Origin of the sequence: Gimesia sp. (assembly GCF_048260065.1) — a bacterium.
Classification (GTDB): domain Bacteria; phylum Planctomycetota; class Planctomycetia; order Planctomycetales; family Planctomycetaceae; genus Gimesia.
Window position 1 is genome coordinate 85,009 of the sequence record NZ_JBLXHC010000002.1, and the last position, 17,120, is coordinate 102,128.

Here is a 17,120-nt window from a genome sequence, read left to right on the forward strand (position 1 = left end):
TTAACACTTTTGTGGCTGATTGCCTCATTTTCTTATCAGATGCTGATGAGCGCTCATTCCGGGATGAGCCTTATTTTAAGAGGGGTCAGGCTGTTTTGGGTTGTATCAGACAGTGGATGACTCTTCGGTTGCAGAATTACGAGATTTCGAATGATTGGTACAGGTTGTGCATTATGTAATGTCTGAGGATTTTCTATCTCGACATTTGAAAGGGCGACCTGTGCTTCAAAAAATTAAAACACAAACCAGACGATGGAAGAAAAAAGTTCGTGGTGCTGTGTTTGTTGAATATCTGCTGTTACTCACCATTATTGGAATTGGGGCCATCGCAGGTCTTACTACGTTGCGAAGTGCATTAATCAATGAATTGATGGATCTAGCTAACGCAATTAATGCCATTAATTCATAGAAATGAATGCAGCAAGGTTTATAAGTAATGAAGTGGCCTGGGTTAACAGCTCAGGCCTTTTTTATTTGTGTAGACTGTTTAACTTTTGACGTTTTCCCTTTTTGTTATAAAAAGATTGTAATAATCGGAATGAATCGAATATAATAAGTACGATGAATATACAACCAGAGGTTGTTCTCAATTAAATGGATCGGATGAGGCAGCATCATGAAACGCTTATTACTTTTAGCTATTGTTATGGGGGGATTTTATCTCACCATGGTTGGATTCAGTTCTGCTGAGCAGAAACCGAAAGCTCCCGTTGTTCAGACTCAGGCTAAAGTCACAGAACCACAGGATTCAGATTACCGTGACTATGATCGCGATGATCTCAAAACAGGGCTGACCAGAGCATTCTACGATGCCTTGGGAAGTGCCGAGAATGATATCAATGAAGCAGAAAACAATGGCGAGTTTGGCGAACAGAAGTACATCGGTCCTGACGGAAAAGAGCATACAGCGTTTCAAGAGGCACGCCGGACGATCTATCAGGCTGACCGCATTCTGGCACGAATCAAAGCAGAGAATAAAATCGCTATTCAAAAGCTGCGGAACCCACCTCGTCGAATTCTGCCGGGACAGGCCCCTGCTCCCAAGGTGAAGGAATTATCTTTAAAACAGAAGATTGAAGCCCAGGAAAAACAGGTTCAGCAACAGCAGCAAAAATTGCAGGCGTTGAAACAGCAACTGGATAACAGTTCTGAATCAAAGTAGTCTGTTAAAAAAATATTGATTCAAGCCGTGTCAGAAGATTCACTTCTGCACGGCTATTTTTTTTGAAGATCGAGGCAAATCAGTCTTTTTTCATCACGCAGATACAGCTTCTGGTCAGCCAGCGCAGGGTGAGCCCAGGCTTTGAAGTTGAGCAGGCCGGTCAGTTTTCCTTTCTCTCGATACTCAGTGGGATCAGCTTCAATCAGAATCAGTGTCCCCTGCTCTGTCAGGCAGATCAGATGACCTTCTGCGGCGATCTGTGTGCATTTACCAACTCGTCGTGTCTGCCACTGAATCTTTCCCCGCTGCATATCCAGGCATCGATAAGAGACAGCCGCCAGATCTCCATGTGGTCCGTAAATATATCCGTCTTTGATGATACTGGTTGCGAACTGGTTCTGCAGTGCGAGGCTTTTCCATTGCGATATGGGGCGGATTTCCTCATTCTGACGATACAAGGCAAACCGCATGCATCCCGTCCCGTAGGCGGAAGAGATAAAGAGTGACGCATCATTCCAGACAGGGGTGGCGCAGTTGCAGTTGTATTTATTTCCCCAGACAATACGCCAGAGCAGACTCCCCTTCTCCGGGTTCAGTGAGAGGATGGAAGATCCGGTTGGCACAATGATCTGTCGCTGATCCAGTGTGTCAATCACGATGGGGGAACCATATCCGGGCGGATCGTTGCCTGCACCCCAGACCAGTTTTCCGGTATCTTTATTGACGGCAATCACGGAATTATTACTGTTTCCTCCCGGCTGGAGGATGACCAGATCCCCTTCGATCAGTGGGGAAGCAGACATGCCCCAGTAATATAAGGTCTGTTCTTCCTGTCGTGGTGCGCCACTGATTTCAAAAATATTGACTTTCCAGAGGATCTCACCAGAAATTGCATTCAGGCAAAGCAGGTCACCCGCTGGTAACAGACAATATAGTTTTCCCTCATGGTAAGTCGGGGTGGAGCGTGGTCCGCTGGCCTGTTTCTGGTGATCGATATAGGTGGGAGCAGCTAAGGTACTCCAGAGTTTTTTGCCTGACCGGGCATCGAAGCAGACGACAAAATCATTCGCCAGATGTGTTGCCATGGTCCAGAGTCGGCCATTGGCAATGACCAGGGATGAATAGCCGCCTCCCAGAGGAACCCGCCATAAAACAGCGGGTTTACGTGCATTCCAGTCCAGATTCAGTCCCGTTTCGTCAGAATTTCCGTTGCGGTGATTTCCCAGAAATGAGGTCCAGGAACCTGTTTCCGATTCCAACTGGAAGGATTCAACGGGAACAGTCGTTTTTTCTGCAGCTTCAGAGCTCCGAGGGTTGATCTCAGGCAACTGCCCCCTTACGAGGCTGCTCGACAGAAGCAGGGCCATCAGAAAGACAGAAGTTTTACTCAGAACCAGCTTGCAGTAAAATGTCTTCGTGTCTTTCTTGGGGGCAGGCCAGGCCATTTTGATCAATCCGTTTAAGTGAAGCAATTCAGCTGATGGGAAATCCGATTTCTTCAGCTGGGCGATTATTCGACCTCAACCCAGAGTGCCAGTTGCACGGCTGCGTTCAAAGGCATTTCTGAGATCCCCAGTGCCACCCGTGTATGTTTGCCCTGATCACCGAAAATATCCGTTAACAGCTGTGATGCGGCATTCAGCACATAAGGCTGCCGATCAAAACCGGGGGCAGAATGCACGTATCCTTCCAGGCGGATTACACGTTTGACCTTCGAGAGCTCACCAATCACTGCTTTGATTTGAGCCAATGCATTGAGCAGACACAGGCTGGCGGCATTGGAACCATCGTCTTCGTGCAGATGATCGCCGACTTTTCCCTTGAACATCAATTCGCTGCCGATGAAGGGCAACTGACCGCTGGTAACAATGACATTTCCAAACTGGGTAGCAGGAATGTATGATCCTACCGCCTGAGGAGGAGAAGGCAATGTATGCCCCAGTTCCTGGATGCGTGATTCGGGGGTCTGGCTCATAGGGAGTGAAATCCTCTGAAGGTGAATTGGGTGTTATTAACTGCTTTCGCAGTCAGCACTGCAGTCGAATCATAACATATCTCCCGCCATTCCGACCAGCAGAAGTTGTGGGGAAACGACCGAAATTCCCGCTGTGATTACGAACCGGTTCAACAGAAATAATTAATGACATGAATTCAGAGCATCCAGACCATGAGGGACATGAAAATGCATCCTCTCCCCAACGCAGACTGAGAAGATCCTTTCAGGTCTGGCTGATGAAAGTCCTGGTACTCCTGATTTCTGTCTTCTGGTGTCTGGCCATCTCCATTCGCTACACGGTTCGAGACTCGAGCAGTTTGATTTCGACACTGATCTTTTATATGTCCCCTCTGATTCTGTTGAGCCTGGGGGCCTTTGTGCTGTTTATCCTGTGCTGGAAAGTCCAGTGGCGGCGGATTGCCGGGATCTGGTTGCTGCTCTCAATTCTGACCGGAATCGGCTGCTGGAAGATTCAGTTTCGTAATGATGTAAATGAGAGTCGAGTGACAAAACAGGCGCCGTCAATGAAACGGGTTTTATTCTGGAACATTGGTGATCGGCTCTGGGGGATGGAACATGTCATCAATGAAATTCGTCAACTGGATCCGGATTTGATCGGCATGGTCGAAGCGGGCGCTGATTCAGATGAAATGAAGCAGTTCTGGAAACAGACATTCCCGGATCATCCCTATCAGGTCGTTCAGAATGGTTTCGCTTTTCTGTCACGTCTGCCGATCGAGGAAACTTCAGCCGGCAGGTTGGCAGATATGGGGCACTACCTGAGATTTCGTCTGCAGCCTGAACAGTCCGGCAGCCAGTCCCCCTGCGTTTTTCTGGTGGATATCTACAGTAAAGTTATGAAATCGAGAAAAGAAGCACTTGATGAACTCGCTGTTCAGGCATCTCGATTGAATCAGCAGCCGGTTCTGGTTCTGGGGGATTTTAATACTCCCGGAGATTCTGTGCACTTTGAACCACTCAGAAAGCATTTCCACAACAGTCTGGAAGTCGCCGGCGAAGGGTATCTGGCCACCTGGCCCCTGCCCGTTCCGGTTCTCGATCTGGATGGTATCTGGACGAATGAATTCATTGAACTGTCTCGTGCAGAGAATCGCTGGACCTGGGTTTCTGACCATCGTCCCGTATTTGTCGAAATGTATTTCAAGTCGCAGCATGAGAAATGAACGAATTTATCATTGGTGAATTTTGTCAAATCTATCTGAGATGAACTGCCGGCAATGGTTTTCAATCTCTGACAATTCTGGTTTCCTGCTTCATACTGTGAGTGGATCGCAGTATAATCGAAACCAGTTTGCTGATTATCAAATGCTGGAACCCGTCATCCTGTGACCTCGATTCAGAAGGAATTCTCATGCGATCTATCAGTCGATTGAGCGTGTTGGTATGTCTGTTGGCGATCAGCTTCAGCAGCAGTGTCGAGGCAGCAGTCTTCAGCGGAGAGATTACATCTGTTTCTGCGGCACAGAAACAGGTTGTCATTAAAACGACAGCGGGTATAGAAAAAACATTTCTGGTGCCTGGAGATATCCCCGTTACCTTCAACGGAAAACCAGCCGAATTCGATCAGTTCAAAAATGGTCAGCGCGCGACCATCTTCACTTCTTCGAACGGGGAAATTACCCGGTTTTCTGTGCGTGACTCCGTTGCCAGAAAAACGAATGAGCCAGCCAGTCGCCCCAAAAAAACAATGAAGGAACGCAAGAGTACTTCGAGATCGGATGAAACTCCTGCCATGCAGGGATGGACGCAGTTCCGCGGACCTGATCGACGAAATATCTCTTATGAGACGGGCTTGAGTCAGGACTGGAATCAGAATCCCCCCAAACTGTTATGGACCGCTCGTGGTTTAGGCCAGGGGTATTCCTCGGTTTCATTGAGTGGAAACCTGGTGTTCACGATGGGGACCAAAGCGGACGAAGAAACAGTGATGGCCATTGATGTTAACACGGGGGAAATTGTCTGGTCACAACCGAATGGACCCGCGTTTCAAAACGATCAAGGGAATGGCCCCCGTTCGACCCCGACTGTCGACGGTGATCGACTGTATGCATTAGGCGCAAACGGGAATCTGGTCTGTCTGTCCACCAAAGACGGCAATCTGGAATGGAGCAAAAATATTCTGCAGGAATTTAATGCACGCAATATCGTCTGGGGGATCAGCGAATCGCCGATGATCGATGGAGATCAGTTGATCTGTACCCCCGGAGGCCAGGGAGCAACCATGGTTGCTCTGAAAAAACAGGACGGCAGTCTGATCTGGAAATCGGATGTGCCCGGAAATCCGCAGGCTGGATATGCTTCTGCCATCACCATTGATGTCGGTGGTATCAGACAATATGTGAATTTCACCCATGCCGGTGTGATGGGAATCGAGTCGACCTCTGGCAGGCCTTTGTGGGGAAATGACAGGGCGGCGAATAAAACGGCAAACTGTTCTGCCCCGGTATTCTATGCCGAGAAGAATTCGATCTTTTACGCTTCCGGATACGGAACCGGCGGTGCCCTGCTCCAGTTGTCGGCGGCTCAGAATGGTGTGAACGCGAAACTGGCATTCTTCACACCCGAGATGAAGAATCACCATGGAGGCATGGTGGAAGTGGATGGTTTCCTGTATGGCTCAAGCGATCCAAGTGTTTTGACTTGTATCAATCTATCTAACGGACAGACTGTCTGGCAGAATCGCTCTGTGGGAAAAGGCGCTCTGACCTGCGCCGACGGACACCTCTATTTAAGGAGCGAAAATGGGCCAGTGGCTCTGGTGGAAGTCAACCCGAAAGCATATGTAGAAAAGGGACGCTTTAACCAGCCCGAGCGCAGTGGGAACCGGGCCTGGCCTCATCCGGTTGTGGCGGATGGCAAACTGTTTTTGCGGGATCAGGACCTGCTCCTCTGTTATGACTTACGGAGCAAATAAAGCTGGAGTTTTTATAAACAGCAAAACTCACATCCAGTCACTGTTAGAACATGATCCTGTTTTGAAGCTTACTCAACCAGATTCTTAACAACTTTTGATTTGAAAGAAAAATATATGCGGTTTCGAAGTGCTCTACTGACTCGGTTTCACTGGATTTTGTTCTGTCTGTTTGTTGCCTGTACCGGATTGACTTCACTCACGGTTTCTGCAGCAGAAACAGAGCGTCCCAATATTCTCTGGATCACCAGTGAAGACAATGGCCCCCATCTCGGGTGTTACGGGGATGAGTATGCGGATACGCCCCATATTGACGGGCTGGCTAAGAAAGGCATGATTTATTTAAACTGCTGGTCGACCGCCCCGGTTTGTGCTCCTGCACGGACGACGCTGATTACCGGCATGTATCCGACCTGCCTGGGGGCCGAGCACATGCGAAGTATGGTCAAGCTGCCTGAAAATATCAAACTGTATCCACAGTACCTGAGACAGGCCGGTTACTACTGCACGAACAACAGCAAAGAAGACTATAACGTGGAGAAGACCGGTCAGGTCTGGGATCAGTCCAATGGGAAAGCGCATTGGAAGAACCGAAAGCCAGGACAGCCTTTCTTCGCGGTCTTCAATCATACCATCAGCCATGAAAGCAAAATTCGAAATCGCCCGCATACGCTGGTTCATGATCCTGCCAAAGTAAGAATCCCTGCCTACCATCCTGATACGCCTGAAGTTCGGCACGACTGGGCGCAGTATTATGATCGTATCACCGAAATGGATGCGCTGGTCGGTAAGAATCTCAAGGAACTGGCGGAAGCCGGGCTCACCGAAGATACGATTATTTTTTACTATGGTGACCATGGTTCCGGGATGCCCCGCAGCAAACGCTGGCCTTATAACTCGGGATTGCAGGTACCTCTGGTTGTCTATGTTCCACCAAAATTTCGCAAACTGGCCCCTGTCGATTATCAGACAAACGGCAAAACAGACCGCCTGGTCGGTTTTGTTGACTTTGCGCCGACAGTCTTGAGTCTGGCTGGGGTCAAACCGCCTGAGCATATGCAGGGGCATGCGTTTATGGGCGAATTTAATACGAAGCCACAAGAATACATATTTGGCTTTCGAGGCCGAATGGATGAACGCTACGATCTGGTCCGATCGGTGCGTAATCAACGTTATCTGTATATCAAGAACTATATGCCTCACAAAAAGTATGGGCAGTATCTGAATTACATGTTCCAGACGCCGACGACTCAGGTCTGGAAGAAAATGTACGATGCCGGCGAGCTCAAGCCTCCTCAGACTTATTTCTGGGAAACGAAACCAGCGGAAGAACTGTATGATCTGCAGGCAGACCGGGATGAAGTCAATAATCTGGCAGATTCCGCTGAACATCAGCAGATTCTGCATGAGTTAAGCCTGGCGCAGCATCAAAAGATTCTCGCGATTAGAGATCTCGGCTTCCTTCCCGAAGCGGAGTTTCACAGTCTGGCTGATGGCAAAGCGCCCTATCTGATCGGGCAGAACAAAGAACTGTATCCCCTGAAGCAGATTCTGAAGATGGCGGATCTCGCTTCCTCGGGAAAAGCCTCTGGTGTCGACCAGTTGAGCAAAGGACTTTCCAACCAGAACTCAGCCATTCGTTACTGGGCGGCGATGGGTCTGTTAATGCGTGGAGAACCAGCGGTCACTGAGGCACATGACTCTCTTCAGAAAGCATTGCAGGATCAGTCTAAATCAGTACGTTGTATCGCTGCTGAGGCTCTTGGGAAATATGGTGACCAGCAGGATGTTGAGAATGCCGTCGATACTCTGATTTCCTTATCAGATCAGAAGAAGGAAGGCGTCTATGTAGCCATGCTGGCATTAAATGGCCTTGATAAACTGGGCAGTGAAAAAGTGGCCCGGGTGCAGGATCAGATTGCAAAGCTGCCTCTCAAGAACAATGAGCTGGACCGCCGACTGCAGTCCTATGTGCCCCGCCTGATCGAGCGGCTACAGGAACAACACAAGGCAGACTGATCACAAGACACAGGGAGCGTCAATATATTATTGACGCTCCCTGTTTTTGAATCTTATGACTTTTGGATTCTCAGAGTTACCTTGCTGTTCCCAATGGTAACTTCCTTACTGTCATCAGTCAGTTCAGACTGTTCCAGTTGATCGCCGAGCGTTTCACCCAGAATGTAGTCGGACCAGTTGGTGACCGCCTCTTTGACTTCAGCCTCATCTGCAGGATGATAGAAGATTTTGATCCGGTCTTCGATTTCCAGATCGGCTTCTTTCCGCAACTGCTGAATCTGTCGCACGAAGTCGCGGGCCATGCCTTCCTGTTCCAGTTCAGGGGTGAGCTTCGTGGAAACGGCGATTTGAATCCCCTGCTCGTCGGCACACACCCAGTCGGCTGCCTGTTCGGTTCCAACCAGAACGTCATCCGGTTCGAGATCAATCTGGTTGCCTGACAGTTCGATGGAAACCGATTCTCCTCGTCTGAGCGGTCCCAGTACCTCATCACCGATTTCAGGCAGTTGCTGCCGGAGCACTCCCAGCAGCTTGCCATATTTCGGTCCCAGTGTTTTCAGGTTGGGCTTGTAAGTGTAGCTGACCAGGTCATCCAGATTCTCGCAGCGCGTCACCAGTTTGATGTTTAACTCTTCTTCAACGGTGTTGGACAGGTTCTCGATGGCGTCAGCCTGCTGAGTTGTCTGGCAGGCGAATCGTAATTCTGCCAATGGTTGACGGACCCGCTGATTCGATTCATCACGCAGTTTGTGTCCCAGCTTGACGACGATCTGAGCCTGTGCCGCCCGGAAGTTGAGTTCTTCATCAAGCAGTGAAGCATCGCATACGGGAAAATCGCAGAGGTGTACGCTGCCGGGGGCAGACGAATCCCAGCTGGTCACGAGGTTCTGATACATCCGTTCGCTGAGGAAGGGGATGGAAGGAGCCAGCGCTTTGGAAAGCGTGACCAGAACTTCAAACAGGGTCTGATAAGCAGCCAGTTTGTCCGTATCATTGGCATCCTGGGAACGCCAGAAACGACGGCGGTTGCGTCTGATGTACCAGTTGGAGAGATCATCAATGAAAGCAGTGGCGTTTTTCAGGAAGCCGGCAATGTTAAATGCTTCGATTTCCGTTTTCGCGGAAGCCAGTAACGCCTGCAGATTCGATAAGATCCAGCGATCGATTTCCGGGCGGTCTGCCACGGGAATGCGATCCCGTGCAGGATCAAACTCATCCAGCCGCGCATAGTTGACGAAGAAGGCATAAGAGTTCCAGAGAGGAATCAACACCTGGCGACGGATTTCATCGGCAGGTTTACTTTCCACCAGGCAGGTGGGCGCACCTTCTTTGGTTTCGCTGATCGGGCCTTCCGGGGTCTCCAGGGTGACCTGCTGATCGGGGTTTCGCATGCCGAACCGGAGGTCAGACGCGGGATTGTGCGCGAGGTACATCCAGCGCATTGTATCAACGCCTAACTGCTCGGCGGCTTCCTCAAACCAGATGGCGGTTCCATCTGACTTGTGCATCGGCTTGCCTTCTTCATTCAGCACCAGTCGATAACCGAGCAGCGTCTTGAAGGGAGGCGTGCCATCCATCATGGTTGCCATTGAGAGCAACGCGTAGAACCAGTTGCGGAACTGTCCGGGGAAACATTCTGTGACCAGATCCGCGGGATACCATTTTTCCCACTCTGCCTGGTTCGTGTTGTACTGCATGGTTGAGAAGGGGACGATCCCTGCGTCGAGCCAGGGGTTGCCGACATCCGGAATCCGCGACATCAGATTTCCTGTCTTCGGATTCTTCAGTTTGACGGCATCGATCCAGGGGCGATGTGGCGTATGACCTTCGAGCGCCTCCCAGCCTTCCACTGCGCGTTCTTTCAGCTCTGCCAGAGAACCGATGACTTCGAAGTCCCCGGTTTCTTCATCCACCCAGATAGGCAGCGCCAGACCCCAGAAGCGTTTTTTGGAGACCATCCAGTCCCGCATGTTCGTGAGCCATTCCAGTTCATGCTGCTCGCCGTCGATGCTGGAAGGGACCCAGTCAATCTGCCGGGTGACGTCTTTGATCTCTTCACGCCAGTCCATATTGATGAACCATTCATCGACCAGGCGGAAGATCAATTCATCGCCGGTTCTCCAGCAGTGCGGGTAGATGTGCGGGTAGGATTCCACCGAGACCAGTAGTTCTTTTTCTTTCAGGCGTTCGAAGACCAGTTCCGGAGTGGCGGGGTCGATGGCTTCTCTGCCGGTGAATTCTCCAAAGCCTTCTTCAAAACGACCATCTTCACCGAGGGGCGCGATCGCAACCAGTCCCAGCTGGATTCCCAGCTGGTGGTCGACATCACCACAGCCGGGGGCCGTGTGCACGATACCGGTACCTTCCCCGGCGACAACGTGCGGATTGCCTTTAAAATCGCGACCGCCATCTACAACCTTATGGCAGGAAACACCTGACTGATCCAGCAGTCTGTCATCGCTGGGATAACCGCCGGGAGACTGTTGTGCGGGCAGGTCATCAAAGGGCCCCGTGTATTCCCAGCCGACCATCTGAGCTCCCTTGATGGTTTCAAGGATTTCATAGCCCCCCTGCTCTTTAAAGATCTGGGCGAGTGTTTTCAGTTTCGGTACGTCTTTTGGCCAGGACCATTCCGGGCGTCCGAATCCTTCTTTGAATTCCTTGCTCAACCGCTGGTATTCCAGGTTTTCTTTAGCGAAGTAGTAGACGGCATCATCCTTCTTCGCGCGGAGTTTGACATAGTCGAGGTCGGGGTTGATCGCGGCGGCGACGTTACTGGTCAGGGTCCAGGGGGTCGTCGTCCAGATCAGCAGGTATTCATTTTCCCGGTCTTTGAGGGGAAATCTTACGAAAACAGATTTGTGGACAGACAGTTTGCGTCCGTCGGCGACTTCCATCTGGCTGTAAGCGCTGCCTCCCCGGCCTGACCAGGGCATGACATCGTGACCACGATAGACTTTTCCCCGCTCAAAACACTTCTTGAGAAACGTCCAGATGGTTTCGTTGTTCTCGGTGGAGAAGGTGAAATAACTACCGCCCCATTCGGCATTTCCCAGACGGGAAACCAGCAGGTCGGCTTTGTCAGTAATCTGTTTGCCGCTGGGGGCAGTCAGTGTGACTTCCGTATCTTTTCCGACGAATTCTGCCAGCTTTCGCAGTTCCTCGGGATTGTCCCAGTCCATCCAGTAGCCCAGACGTACTGACTGTTCGGTCTGTCGGGCGGCAAAACGCAGAACGCGTTTTTTACACTCGTTGACGAATTTGTCGATCCCGTGAGAGACGATTTCCTGCTTCGTGCCATAGCCGAGTTCTTTTTCAACTTCGACTTCCACCCAGAGTCCCTGGCAGTCAAAACCGTTTTGAAAGCGAAGCTCGTGCCCCGTCATGGCGTAATAACGCTGGTAGGCGTCTTTATAAGCCCTTCCCCAGGCATGATGAACACCCATCGGGTTATTGGCGGTCATGGGACCGTCAATGAAGCTCCATTTGGGTTTGCCCTGATTTTTCTTACGGAGCTGGTCAAACGTCTGGTTCTCTTCCCAGAATTTGAGGATTTCGTGTTCACCTTTGATGAAGCTGGCGTCAGTAACTTTTTGAAACATCGGAAGATCTTATTGAGTGGTTTTGTTTGAAAATGAGTTGAGAGAAATTAAACGCGTCCAATTTCACTATGGCGACAGAGAGACTAAGATATTGAATTCAACGATTCAAAACGCGTCCTGTTCTGTCAGGGCTGTCCTGAGACAGAAGTATAATAGCGGGAATGCGTTAAGTATTACATAGACAGCACTTTCTTACGAGGCATGTAAATTCGTATTTGTAGCTGTTTTATCATAATTTTTCCAGTTTGAGAGTCAGAATGTCCGAGTCGAAAGAACCTCTGTTCCACGTTGTCCTGTATCAGCCTGATATTCCTCAGAATACGGGGAATATCGGTCGAACCTGTGTTGCCGTCGGTGCCAAGCTGTGGCTGGTGCGCCCACTGGGTTTCCAGCTCGATGCCAAGCATTTACGGCGTGCCGGCATGGATTACTGGCAGCACCTGAACTGGGAAGCGGTAGACAGTCTGGCGGAGGTGCAGGCACAGCTGAAAGACAGGACATGGTGGAAGCTGACCAAGTTCGCCACCCGCTTTGTCTGGGATGCGAAGTTCGAACCCGGTCATGTCTTCCTGTTCGGCAGTGAAAGTAACGGCCTGCCCCCCCGGATCCTCGAAGAAGATCCAAATTCCAATCTGAAGCTGCCTATGCATCAGGAAGTGCGCAGCCTGAATCTGGCCAGTACCGCAACTGCCGTCATGTATGAAGCAGTCAGGCAGTTCGGGGGACTGACCTGAGTCGACTATTTTCCACGCCCGGTGACGGGATATTGTGGATCCTGGAAACCTTTGCCACTGTGTTCTCCCGGCGGTACCAGAGAGTCGATGAAGGCTTCGTCTTCTGCTGTGATCTCAACATCCAGGCAACCCAGGTTGTCGTCGAACTGCTCCATGGTGCGTGGGCCGATAATAATCGAAGTCAGAATCGGATTCGCCATACACCAGGCGAGCGCGAAGTTTGTCATTGAGACGCCCTTCTTGTCACAGTAGGCAGCGATTTCCTGGGAGAGTTGAATACTGACATCACGCAGCTCTGCTTCTTTCATGCGCTTGTCATCGCGAGAGGCACGGCTCCCTTCCGGGAAAGGCTGATCGGGACGGTATTTTCCAGTCAGAATTCCCCGGGCCAGCGGACTGTAACTGACGACGCCAATCCCTTTTTCCTGACAGAGAGGCATCAGTTCCACTTCGATATCACGATTCATGATATTGTACAGCGGTTGCACACAACTGAATGAATACAGATTGCGAACATCACTGGTCCAGAGCGCTTCGGCCAGTCGCCAGGCCCGGAAATTGGAACAGGCGATATAGCGCACTTTTCCAGACCGGACCATATCGTCGAGTGTCCGCAGTGTTTCTTCAATCGGTGTCTGGTAGTCAGGAGTGTGGACATAATAAATGTCGACGTAGTCGGTATCCAGCCGCTGCAGACTGCGGTCCAGTTCCCGCATCAGGTGGACTCGGCTGGCTCCTGCATCGTTGGGTCCGTCACCCATTGGTGCACGTCCTTTGGTCGCGAGAATGACTTTGTCGCGTCTGTCTTTCAGTGCCTTACCCACTACCAGTTCTGAGCCACCGGTGCTGTACATGTTAGCGGTGTCGAAAAAATTGATGCCCAGATCAATGGCTTTATGCATGATGGCGATCGAATCTGCTTCATTAGTCGGGCCGCCAAACATCATTGTGCCCAGACAGACGGGAGAAACACGTACGCCAGCTTTTCCTAAGTTGCGGTAATCCATAAGTCACTTCCTGAAGAGTAAGTGGGTGTAAGTCGGTCGAGATTTTCAAGAGTTCTATCTTCGGTTTTTATGATAGATTTCTCAAGGGACCTTAAATTCCTTGAACAGACGTGGTTGAAGATTCTCGCTCAGCCTGTTAAAGTAACTCTTTGCACCACGGATTGATTTAAGATCCGTTTGACTCTGCAATGGCCATTGAGCTATAAGTCTTATTATATCAATGGTTTAGTATAAATGGATTCAACTGAACTTACTTAATCAAGAAGTAGACACGAAAGGCATTTCTTCGAATGGGAACCAAGAAGACAGGTAAAGGTCGTCGTAAAATTGGTCGTAAAAAACGACGTGCACGAGCTAAGATCAGACATCGCAAGGGTTAATACCCATTTTCGCCTGGCAATACAGGTTCTGCTGGTACCTTGAAGTTGGCTCTTTAAGGTCCTGATTTGTTGCGCAATCAGTGAAAAAGAACCTGGCTTACTGCTGGATGCCGAATAATAAAGAGACAAAAAAGGGGCTTCTATGAGCCCCTTCTTTCGTTGGTGGATATCCATTTCAGACGCTTACCAGTATTTCTCGAAGTGAATATTGCCTGGGTTTTTAGGGGTTGAGAGTTTGTATCCCTGCTCTGTGAGCAGTTCCACCATCCCCTTGGAATCAGGGAACTCCAGCTCTCCCTTCTCATTTTTTTCGGGAAGACCGATCATGGAAGGGTTACCACAGAGAAAGACATGCGTTTTTTCCGGATCGGGTGACCAGCCAAACGCTTCCTGAAATCGATCGGGTTGAATGATATCCTGCAGGTACTGTTTTCCAACATAAGAGGGGTGATTCTCATCCGTGTTTTCCGGCTCGCGTGTGGTGAATGCGCCGTAGCGGTAGTTGGAAAACTGTTTCTGCAGCTGTTCCTGCTGGTCGAGGTATCCCAGATCCCCTTTGTAGCGGACACAGGTCATGGAAACAATGCGTCCCGTATGACCGCGTTTTAACAGCTCGATGCTCATGGAATTATGCGGCGCTTCACCGGTTCCCGTACCGGCAAAGATTACATTATCACCTGGTTGAACCGGTTTCAGGGTATAGGTTCCCACAGGTTTTTTGCCCAGGTGCAGGCGATCTCCCTCTTTGAGGCAGAACAACCGTGGTGTGAGTGGAGGATCATCCGTGTCAGGGCGTAACACCAGAGTGATATAAAACTCCAGGTAATCAATCTCATCATTGGCGAGGAGATCTCCCTGCAGATCCAGCATGGGACAGGAAATGGAATAGGCGCGGCGAATCAGTTTCGGTTTTTCCAGTTCCGCCAGGGGACCGCCATCAACACGGTGTTCCCAGGAACCCAGGCCGAGCGTTGTGTATTGCCCCCCCGAAAAGCGGGGGACTTCGTCGTCCGGTTTGATGCGCACGATCATTAAATGATCGTGTGGCATACGCAGATCCATGACGGATGCGTTGTAATATTTATTGCGTAACTCTTCGATTTCTGGAGTCGATTGCCCGGTCGGAGGATTCGATGGATTCATGACTCTCCCTGTCGCGCTGGGGGCCCACTGTGAACGTGGTTTCTTGTTTTTTCATCGTGCTCTATCCGATTTCAGGTAGAATTCTGTCAATCAGTGGATAAAAACATGATGTTCTCTTTAATCGTGTTTCTCCTCTATCACTTTTTCTGCTCAGAAAGTCAAGGCAGATCCAGGGGATTCTCACCGCCCGGATTATTTCAGACCCATCAGCGACTGACTGTTGTAATTAAAAAAACATTACGGCTTCTGAGTGATCTGAATATTCCAGACAGGGCAAACTGGCAACAGACAATGATTATAACGAGTCTGATTTCTGTCAGGTCGATATAACGAGTCTGATTTCTGTCAGGTCGAACTGTTTTGGGACCTGGTACCCTGGATGTTTACACCGCTGCCGATCAGGAGATTGTGGTGATAACACCAGCGATAGAACCCACCCGTTTTTTCCGGCGGCAGCACTTTCAGGTTTTCGAAGCCTGCCTGTTCGAACCAGGATTTGAGTTCTTCTGTAGTATGGTGGTACTGATAGGCGGGAGCAAACCAGTCAAAGGTATCGCAGACCCGGTTTTCCCAGTTGGGATGGTTACTGAAATTGACGACTTTATTCAGTACCTTATTGATGACGGGTAAGCCGCCCAGCCACGCTCCCAGTCGGCACCAGGGTTCCAGCTTTTCCGGCGGCATCCGCGTGGTGATTTTGCGCAATCCGCTGTTAATCCATTCCTGCCACCACTGATTTCTGCGGTAAAGCCAGACTGAATATTTTCCCCCTGGTTTCACCATGCGGGCGACCGCATCGAAGACGGCGCGGGTGTCCTTATCGTGATGCATGACGCCGATGGAGAATACAAAGTCGAAGGATTCCGGTTCAAATGGGAGATGCTTTAGATCAGCCTGCACCAGATTGACATGCTTGAGATGGGCATTCAGCTGTTGCGCTTTCTCGACGGCGGTGGTGTGGTCTGCACCAAACACGATGCCCCCTGCTTCGGCTGCGACTTTGCAGTAACGCCCGCCGCCACAACCAGCATCGAGAATCTTTAACCCGTTCAGTTCGCTGAGTTCCATTCCGGTTTTGGCAGTGAAGGTGGCCCGGTCTTCGTCATCGTGAGCAACCTCGTATTTATTCCACTGCAGACCAAAACTGGAGAGGTGTTCCTGTCCGACAAATCGGGCAATTCCTTTGATGACCGGATAGGTTTGACTGGTCTGCGGATCAATCAGCTGCTGTTCTGACTCGATCCATTCAAGAGGATGGCATGTGTCTGGAGTTCTTAATATTTCCAGAAGATCCTGAGAAAGAAATGGGCTGGTTGATGTTTCTTTCGTCATGATGGCTGACTGCTTACCTGAAGATGATCTGAGAAGTAATGTGGGTTTCTGCGCTTAAAATTCCAGTTCCATCAGATCTTCGCCCAGAATCGTGTTGGGGAAAATCTGCCGGGCCACTTCGAGTCCGATGGGATCGTCGCCTGTCTGCTGAGGATCAATGTGTGTCAGAACCAGTTTTCCCACTTTGGCATCGCGGGCAAGTTCGGCCACCGGGGTGGTGTGACTGTGTCCGGTTTTGTCGGCCCATTCAGCCATCTCATCCGGAAAATAACATTCGTGGATTAAGAGATCGACCCCTTTGACAAATTCGAGATGTTGCTCGGGATTGGCTGTATCTGTGATATAAGCCAGTGAATGGCCGGGCCAGTCGATACGGTATCCCACAGATCCCCCGGGATGCTCCATGGGAATGTGTGTCAGAACCCCCTGGTCTCCGACGATTACCGTTTCCGGGAGAGGCGTGAATTCATAATCGGGGGTCAACGGGAAGATTTCTTCGGAAAACAGGTGTGTCTGGATAGCAGTCAACTTGGAGGGTTCTGCATAGAGTTTGACCGAATCGACCTGATCGGTGAGCATCGGAACCAGAAAAAATGAGAGCCCGACAATATGGTCGAGATGGGTATGGGTGAGGAAAATCTGCAGATCGCGTGTCTGAAGAAACTGTTGAACGCGAAAAAAACTGGTGCCTGCATCAAAGATCAATCCCAGCTCCGGGAGCATCAGACAGGCGGTATGGCGGCGTTCATTCGGGTGATATCCACCAGTCCCCAGCAAGACAATTCGCATTGTTCCACTCTCCCGCGCTTGAGT

At 50.3% G+C, this 17,120-nt stretch carries 13 protein-coding genes; 6 read left to right on the plus strand and 7 right to left on the minus strand.

Annotated elements, in window-relative coordinates:
- Positions 1-178 precede the first annotated feature (178 nt).
- Positions 179-409 (plus strand): Flp family type IVb pilin, encoded by a 231-nt coding sequence (locus tag ACN0YN_RS03515; protein WP_417383604.1) that lies wholly within the window; start codon positions 179-181, stop codon positions 407-409.
- Between the two features lie 207 nt (positions 410-616).
- Complete coding sequence (locus ACN0YN_RS03520; RefSeq protein WP_417383605.1) at positions 617-1,162, plus strand: hypothetical protein; 546 nt, start codon at positions 617-619, stop codon at positions 1,160-1,162.
- Between the two features lie 53 nt (positions 1,163-1,215).
- On the opposite strand, the gene ACN0YN_RS03525 is transcribed toward ACN0YN_RS03520, so the two are convergent.
- Both ACN0YN_RS03525 and ACN0YN_RS03530 read right to left on the minus strand, forming a co-directional pair.
- A complete protein-coding gene (locus ACN0YN_RS03525; protein ID WP_417383606.1) occupies positions 1,216-2,607 on the minus strand; it encodes a PQQ-binding-like beta-propeller repeat protein in 1,392 nt (463 codons plus the stop codon).
- 65 nt (positions 2,608-2,672) lie between these two features.
- The gene (locus ACN0YN_RS03530) at positions 2,673-3,137 is read right to left on the minus strand and encodes a RidA family protein (RefSeq protein ID WP_417383607.1); all 465 of its coding nucleotides are present in this window, start codon (positions 3,135-3,137) and stop codon (positions 2,673-2,675) included.
- A gap of 170 nt (positions 3,138-3,307) precedes the next feature.
- Here ACN0YN_RS03530 and ACN0YN_RS03535 point away from each other — a divergent pair, with 170 nt between their 5' ends.
- From ACN0YN_RS03535 to ACN0YN_RS03545, 3 genes are all read left to right on the plus strand, one after another.
- A complete protein-coding gene (locus ACN0YN_RS03535; protein WP_417383608.1) occupies positions 3,308-4,342 on the plus strand; it encodes an endonuclease/exonuclease/phosphatase family protein in 1,035 nt (344 codons plus the stop codon).
- A 188-nt stretch (positions 4,343-4,530) separates the two neighbouring features.
- Entirely contained in the window at positions 4,531-6,093 is a 1,563-nt protein-coding gene (locus ACN0YN_RS03540; RefSeq protein WP_417383609.1) for a PQQ-binding-like beta-propeller repeat protein, read from the plus strand.
- Positions 6,094-6,207: 114 nt separating this feature from the next.
- Complete coding sequence (locus tag ACN0YN_RS03545; protein WP_417383610.1) at positions 6,208-8,109, plus strand: sulfatase-like hydrolase/transferase; 1,902 nt, start codon at positions 6,208-6,210, stop codon at positions 8,107-8,109.
- 53 nt (positions 8,110-8,162) lie between these two features.
- On the opposite strand, the gene ACN0YN_RS03550 is transcribed toward ACN0YN_RS03545, so the two are convergent.
- The gene (locus ACN0YN_RS03550) at positions 8,163-11,711 is read right to left on the minus strand and encodes a class I tRNA ligase family protein (protein ID WP_417383611.1); all 3,549 of its coding nucleotides are present in this window, start codon (positions 11,709-11,711) and stop codon (positions 8,163-8,165) included.
- Between the two features lie 257 nt (positions 11,712-11,968).
- On the opposite strand from ACN0YN_RS03550, the gene ACN0YN_RS03555 reads away from it, so the two are divergent.
- Positions 11,969-12,445: a tRNA (cytidine(34)-2'-O)-methyltransferase gene (locus tag ACN0YN_RS03555; protein ID WP_417383612.1), complete on the plus strand. Its 477-nt coding sequence runs from the start codon at positions 11,969-11,971 to the stop codon at positions 12,443-12,445.
- Positions 12,446-12,450: 5 nt separating this feature from the next.
- Here ACN0YN_RS03555 and ACN0YN_RS03560 read toward each other — a convergent pair whose 3' ends face one another.
- The 4 genes from ACN0YN_RS03560 to ACN0YN_RS03575 all read right to left on the minus strand — a co-directional run bounded on the left by ACN0YN_RS03560 (position 12,451) and on the right by ACN0YN_RS03575 (position 17,096).
- Positions 12,451-13,452: an aldo/keto reductase gene (locus ACN0YN_RS03560; RefSeq protein ID WP_417383613.1), complete on the minus strand. Its 1,002-nt coding sequence runs from the start codon at positions 13,450-13,452 to the stop codon at positions 12,451-12,453.
- Positions 13,453-14,015: 563 nt separating this feature from the next.
- Positions 14,016-14,975, minus strand: coding sequence for a ferredoxin--NADP reductase (locus tag ACN0YN_RS03565; protein ID WP_417383614.1), 960 nt, complete (start codon positions 14,973-14,975; stop codon positions 14,016-14,018).
- 345 nt (positions 14,976-15,320) lie between these two features.
- The gene (locus tag ACN0YN_RS03570) at positions 15,321-16,307 is read right to left on the minus strand and encodes a methyltransferase domain-containing protein (RefSeq protein ID WP_417383615.1); all 987 of its coding nucleotides are present in this window, start codon (positions 16,305-16,307) and stop codon (positions 15,321-15,323) included.
- 54 nt (positions 16,308-16,361) lie between these two features.
- Positions 16,362-17,096, minus strand: a complete 735-nt coding sequence (locus ACN0YN_RS03575) for an MBL fold metallo-hydrolase (RefSeq protein ID WP_417383616.1) — start codon at positions 17,094-17,096, stop codon at positions 16,362-16,364.
- Positions 17,097-17,120 lie beyond the last annotated feature (24 nt).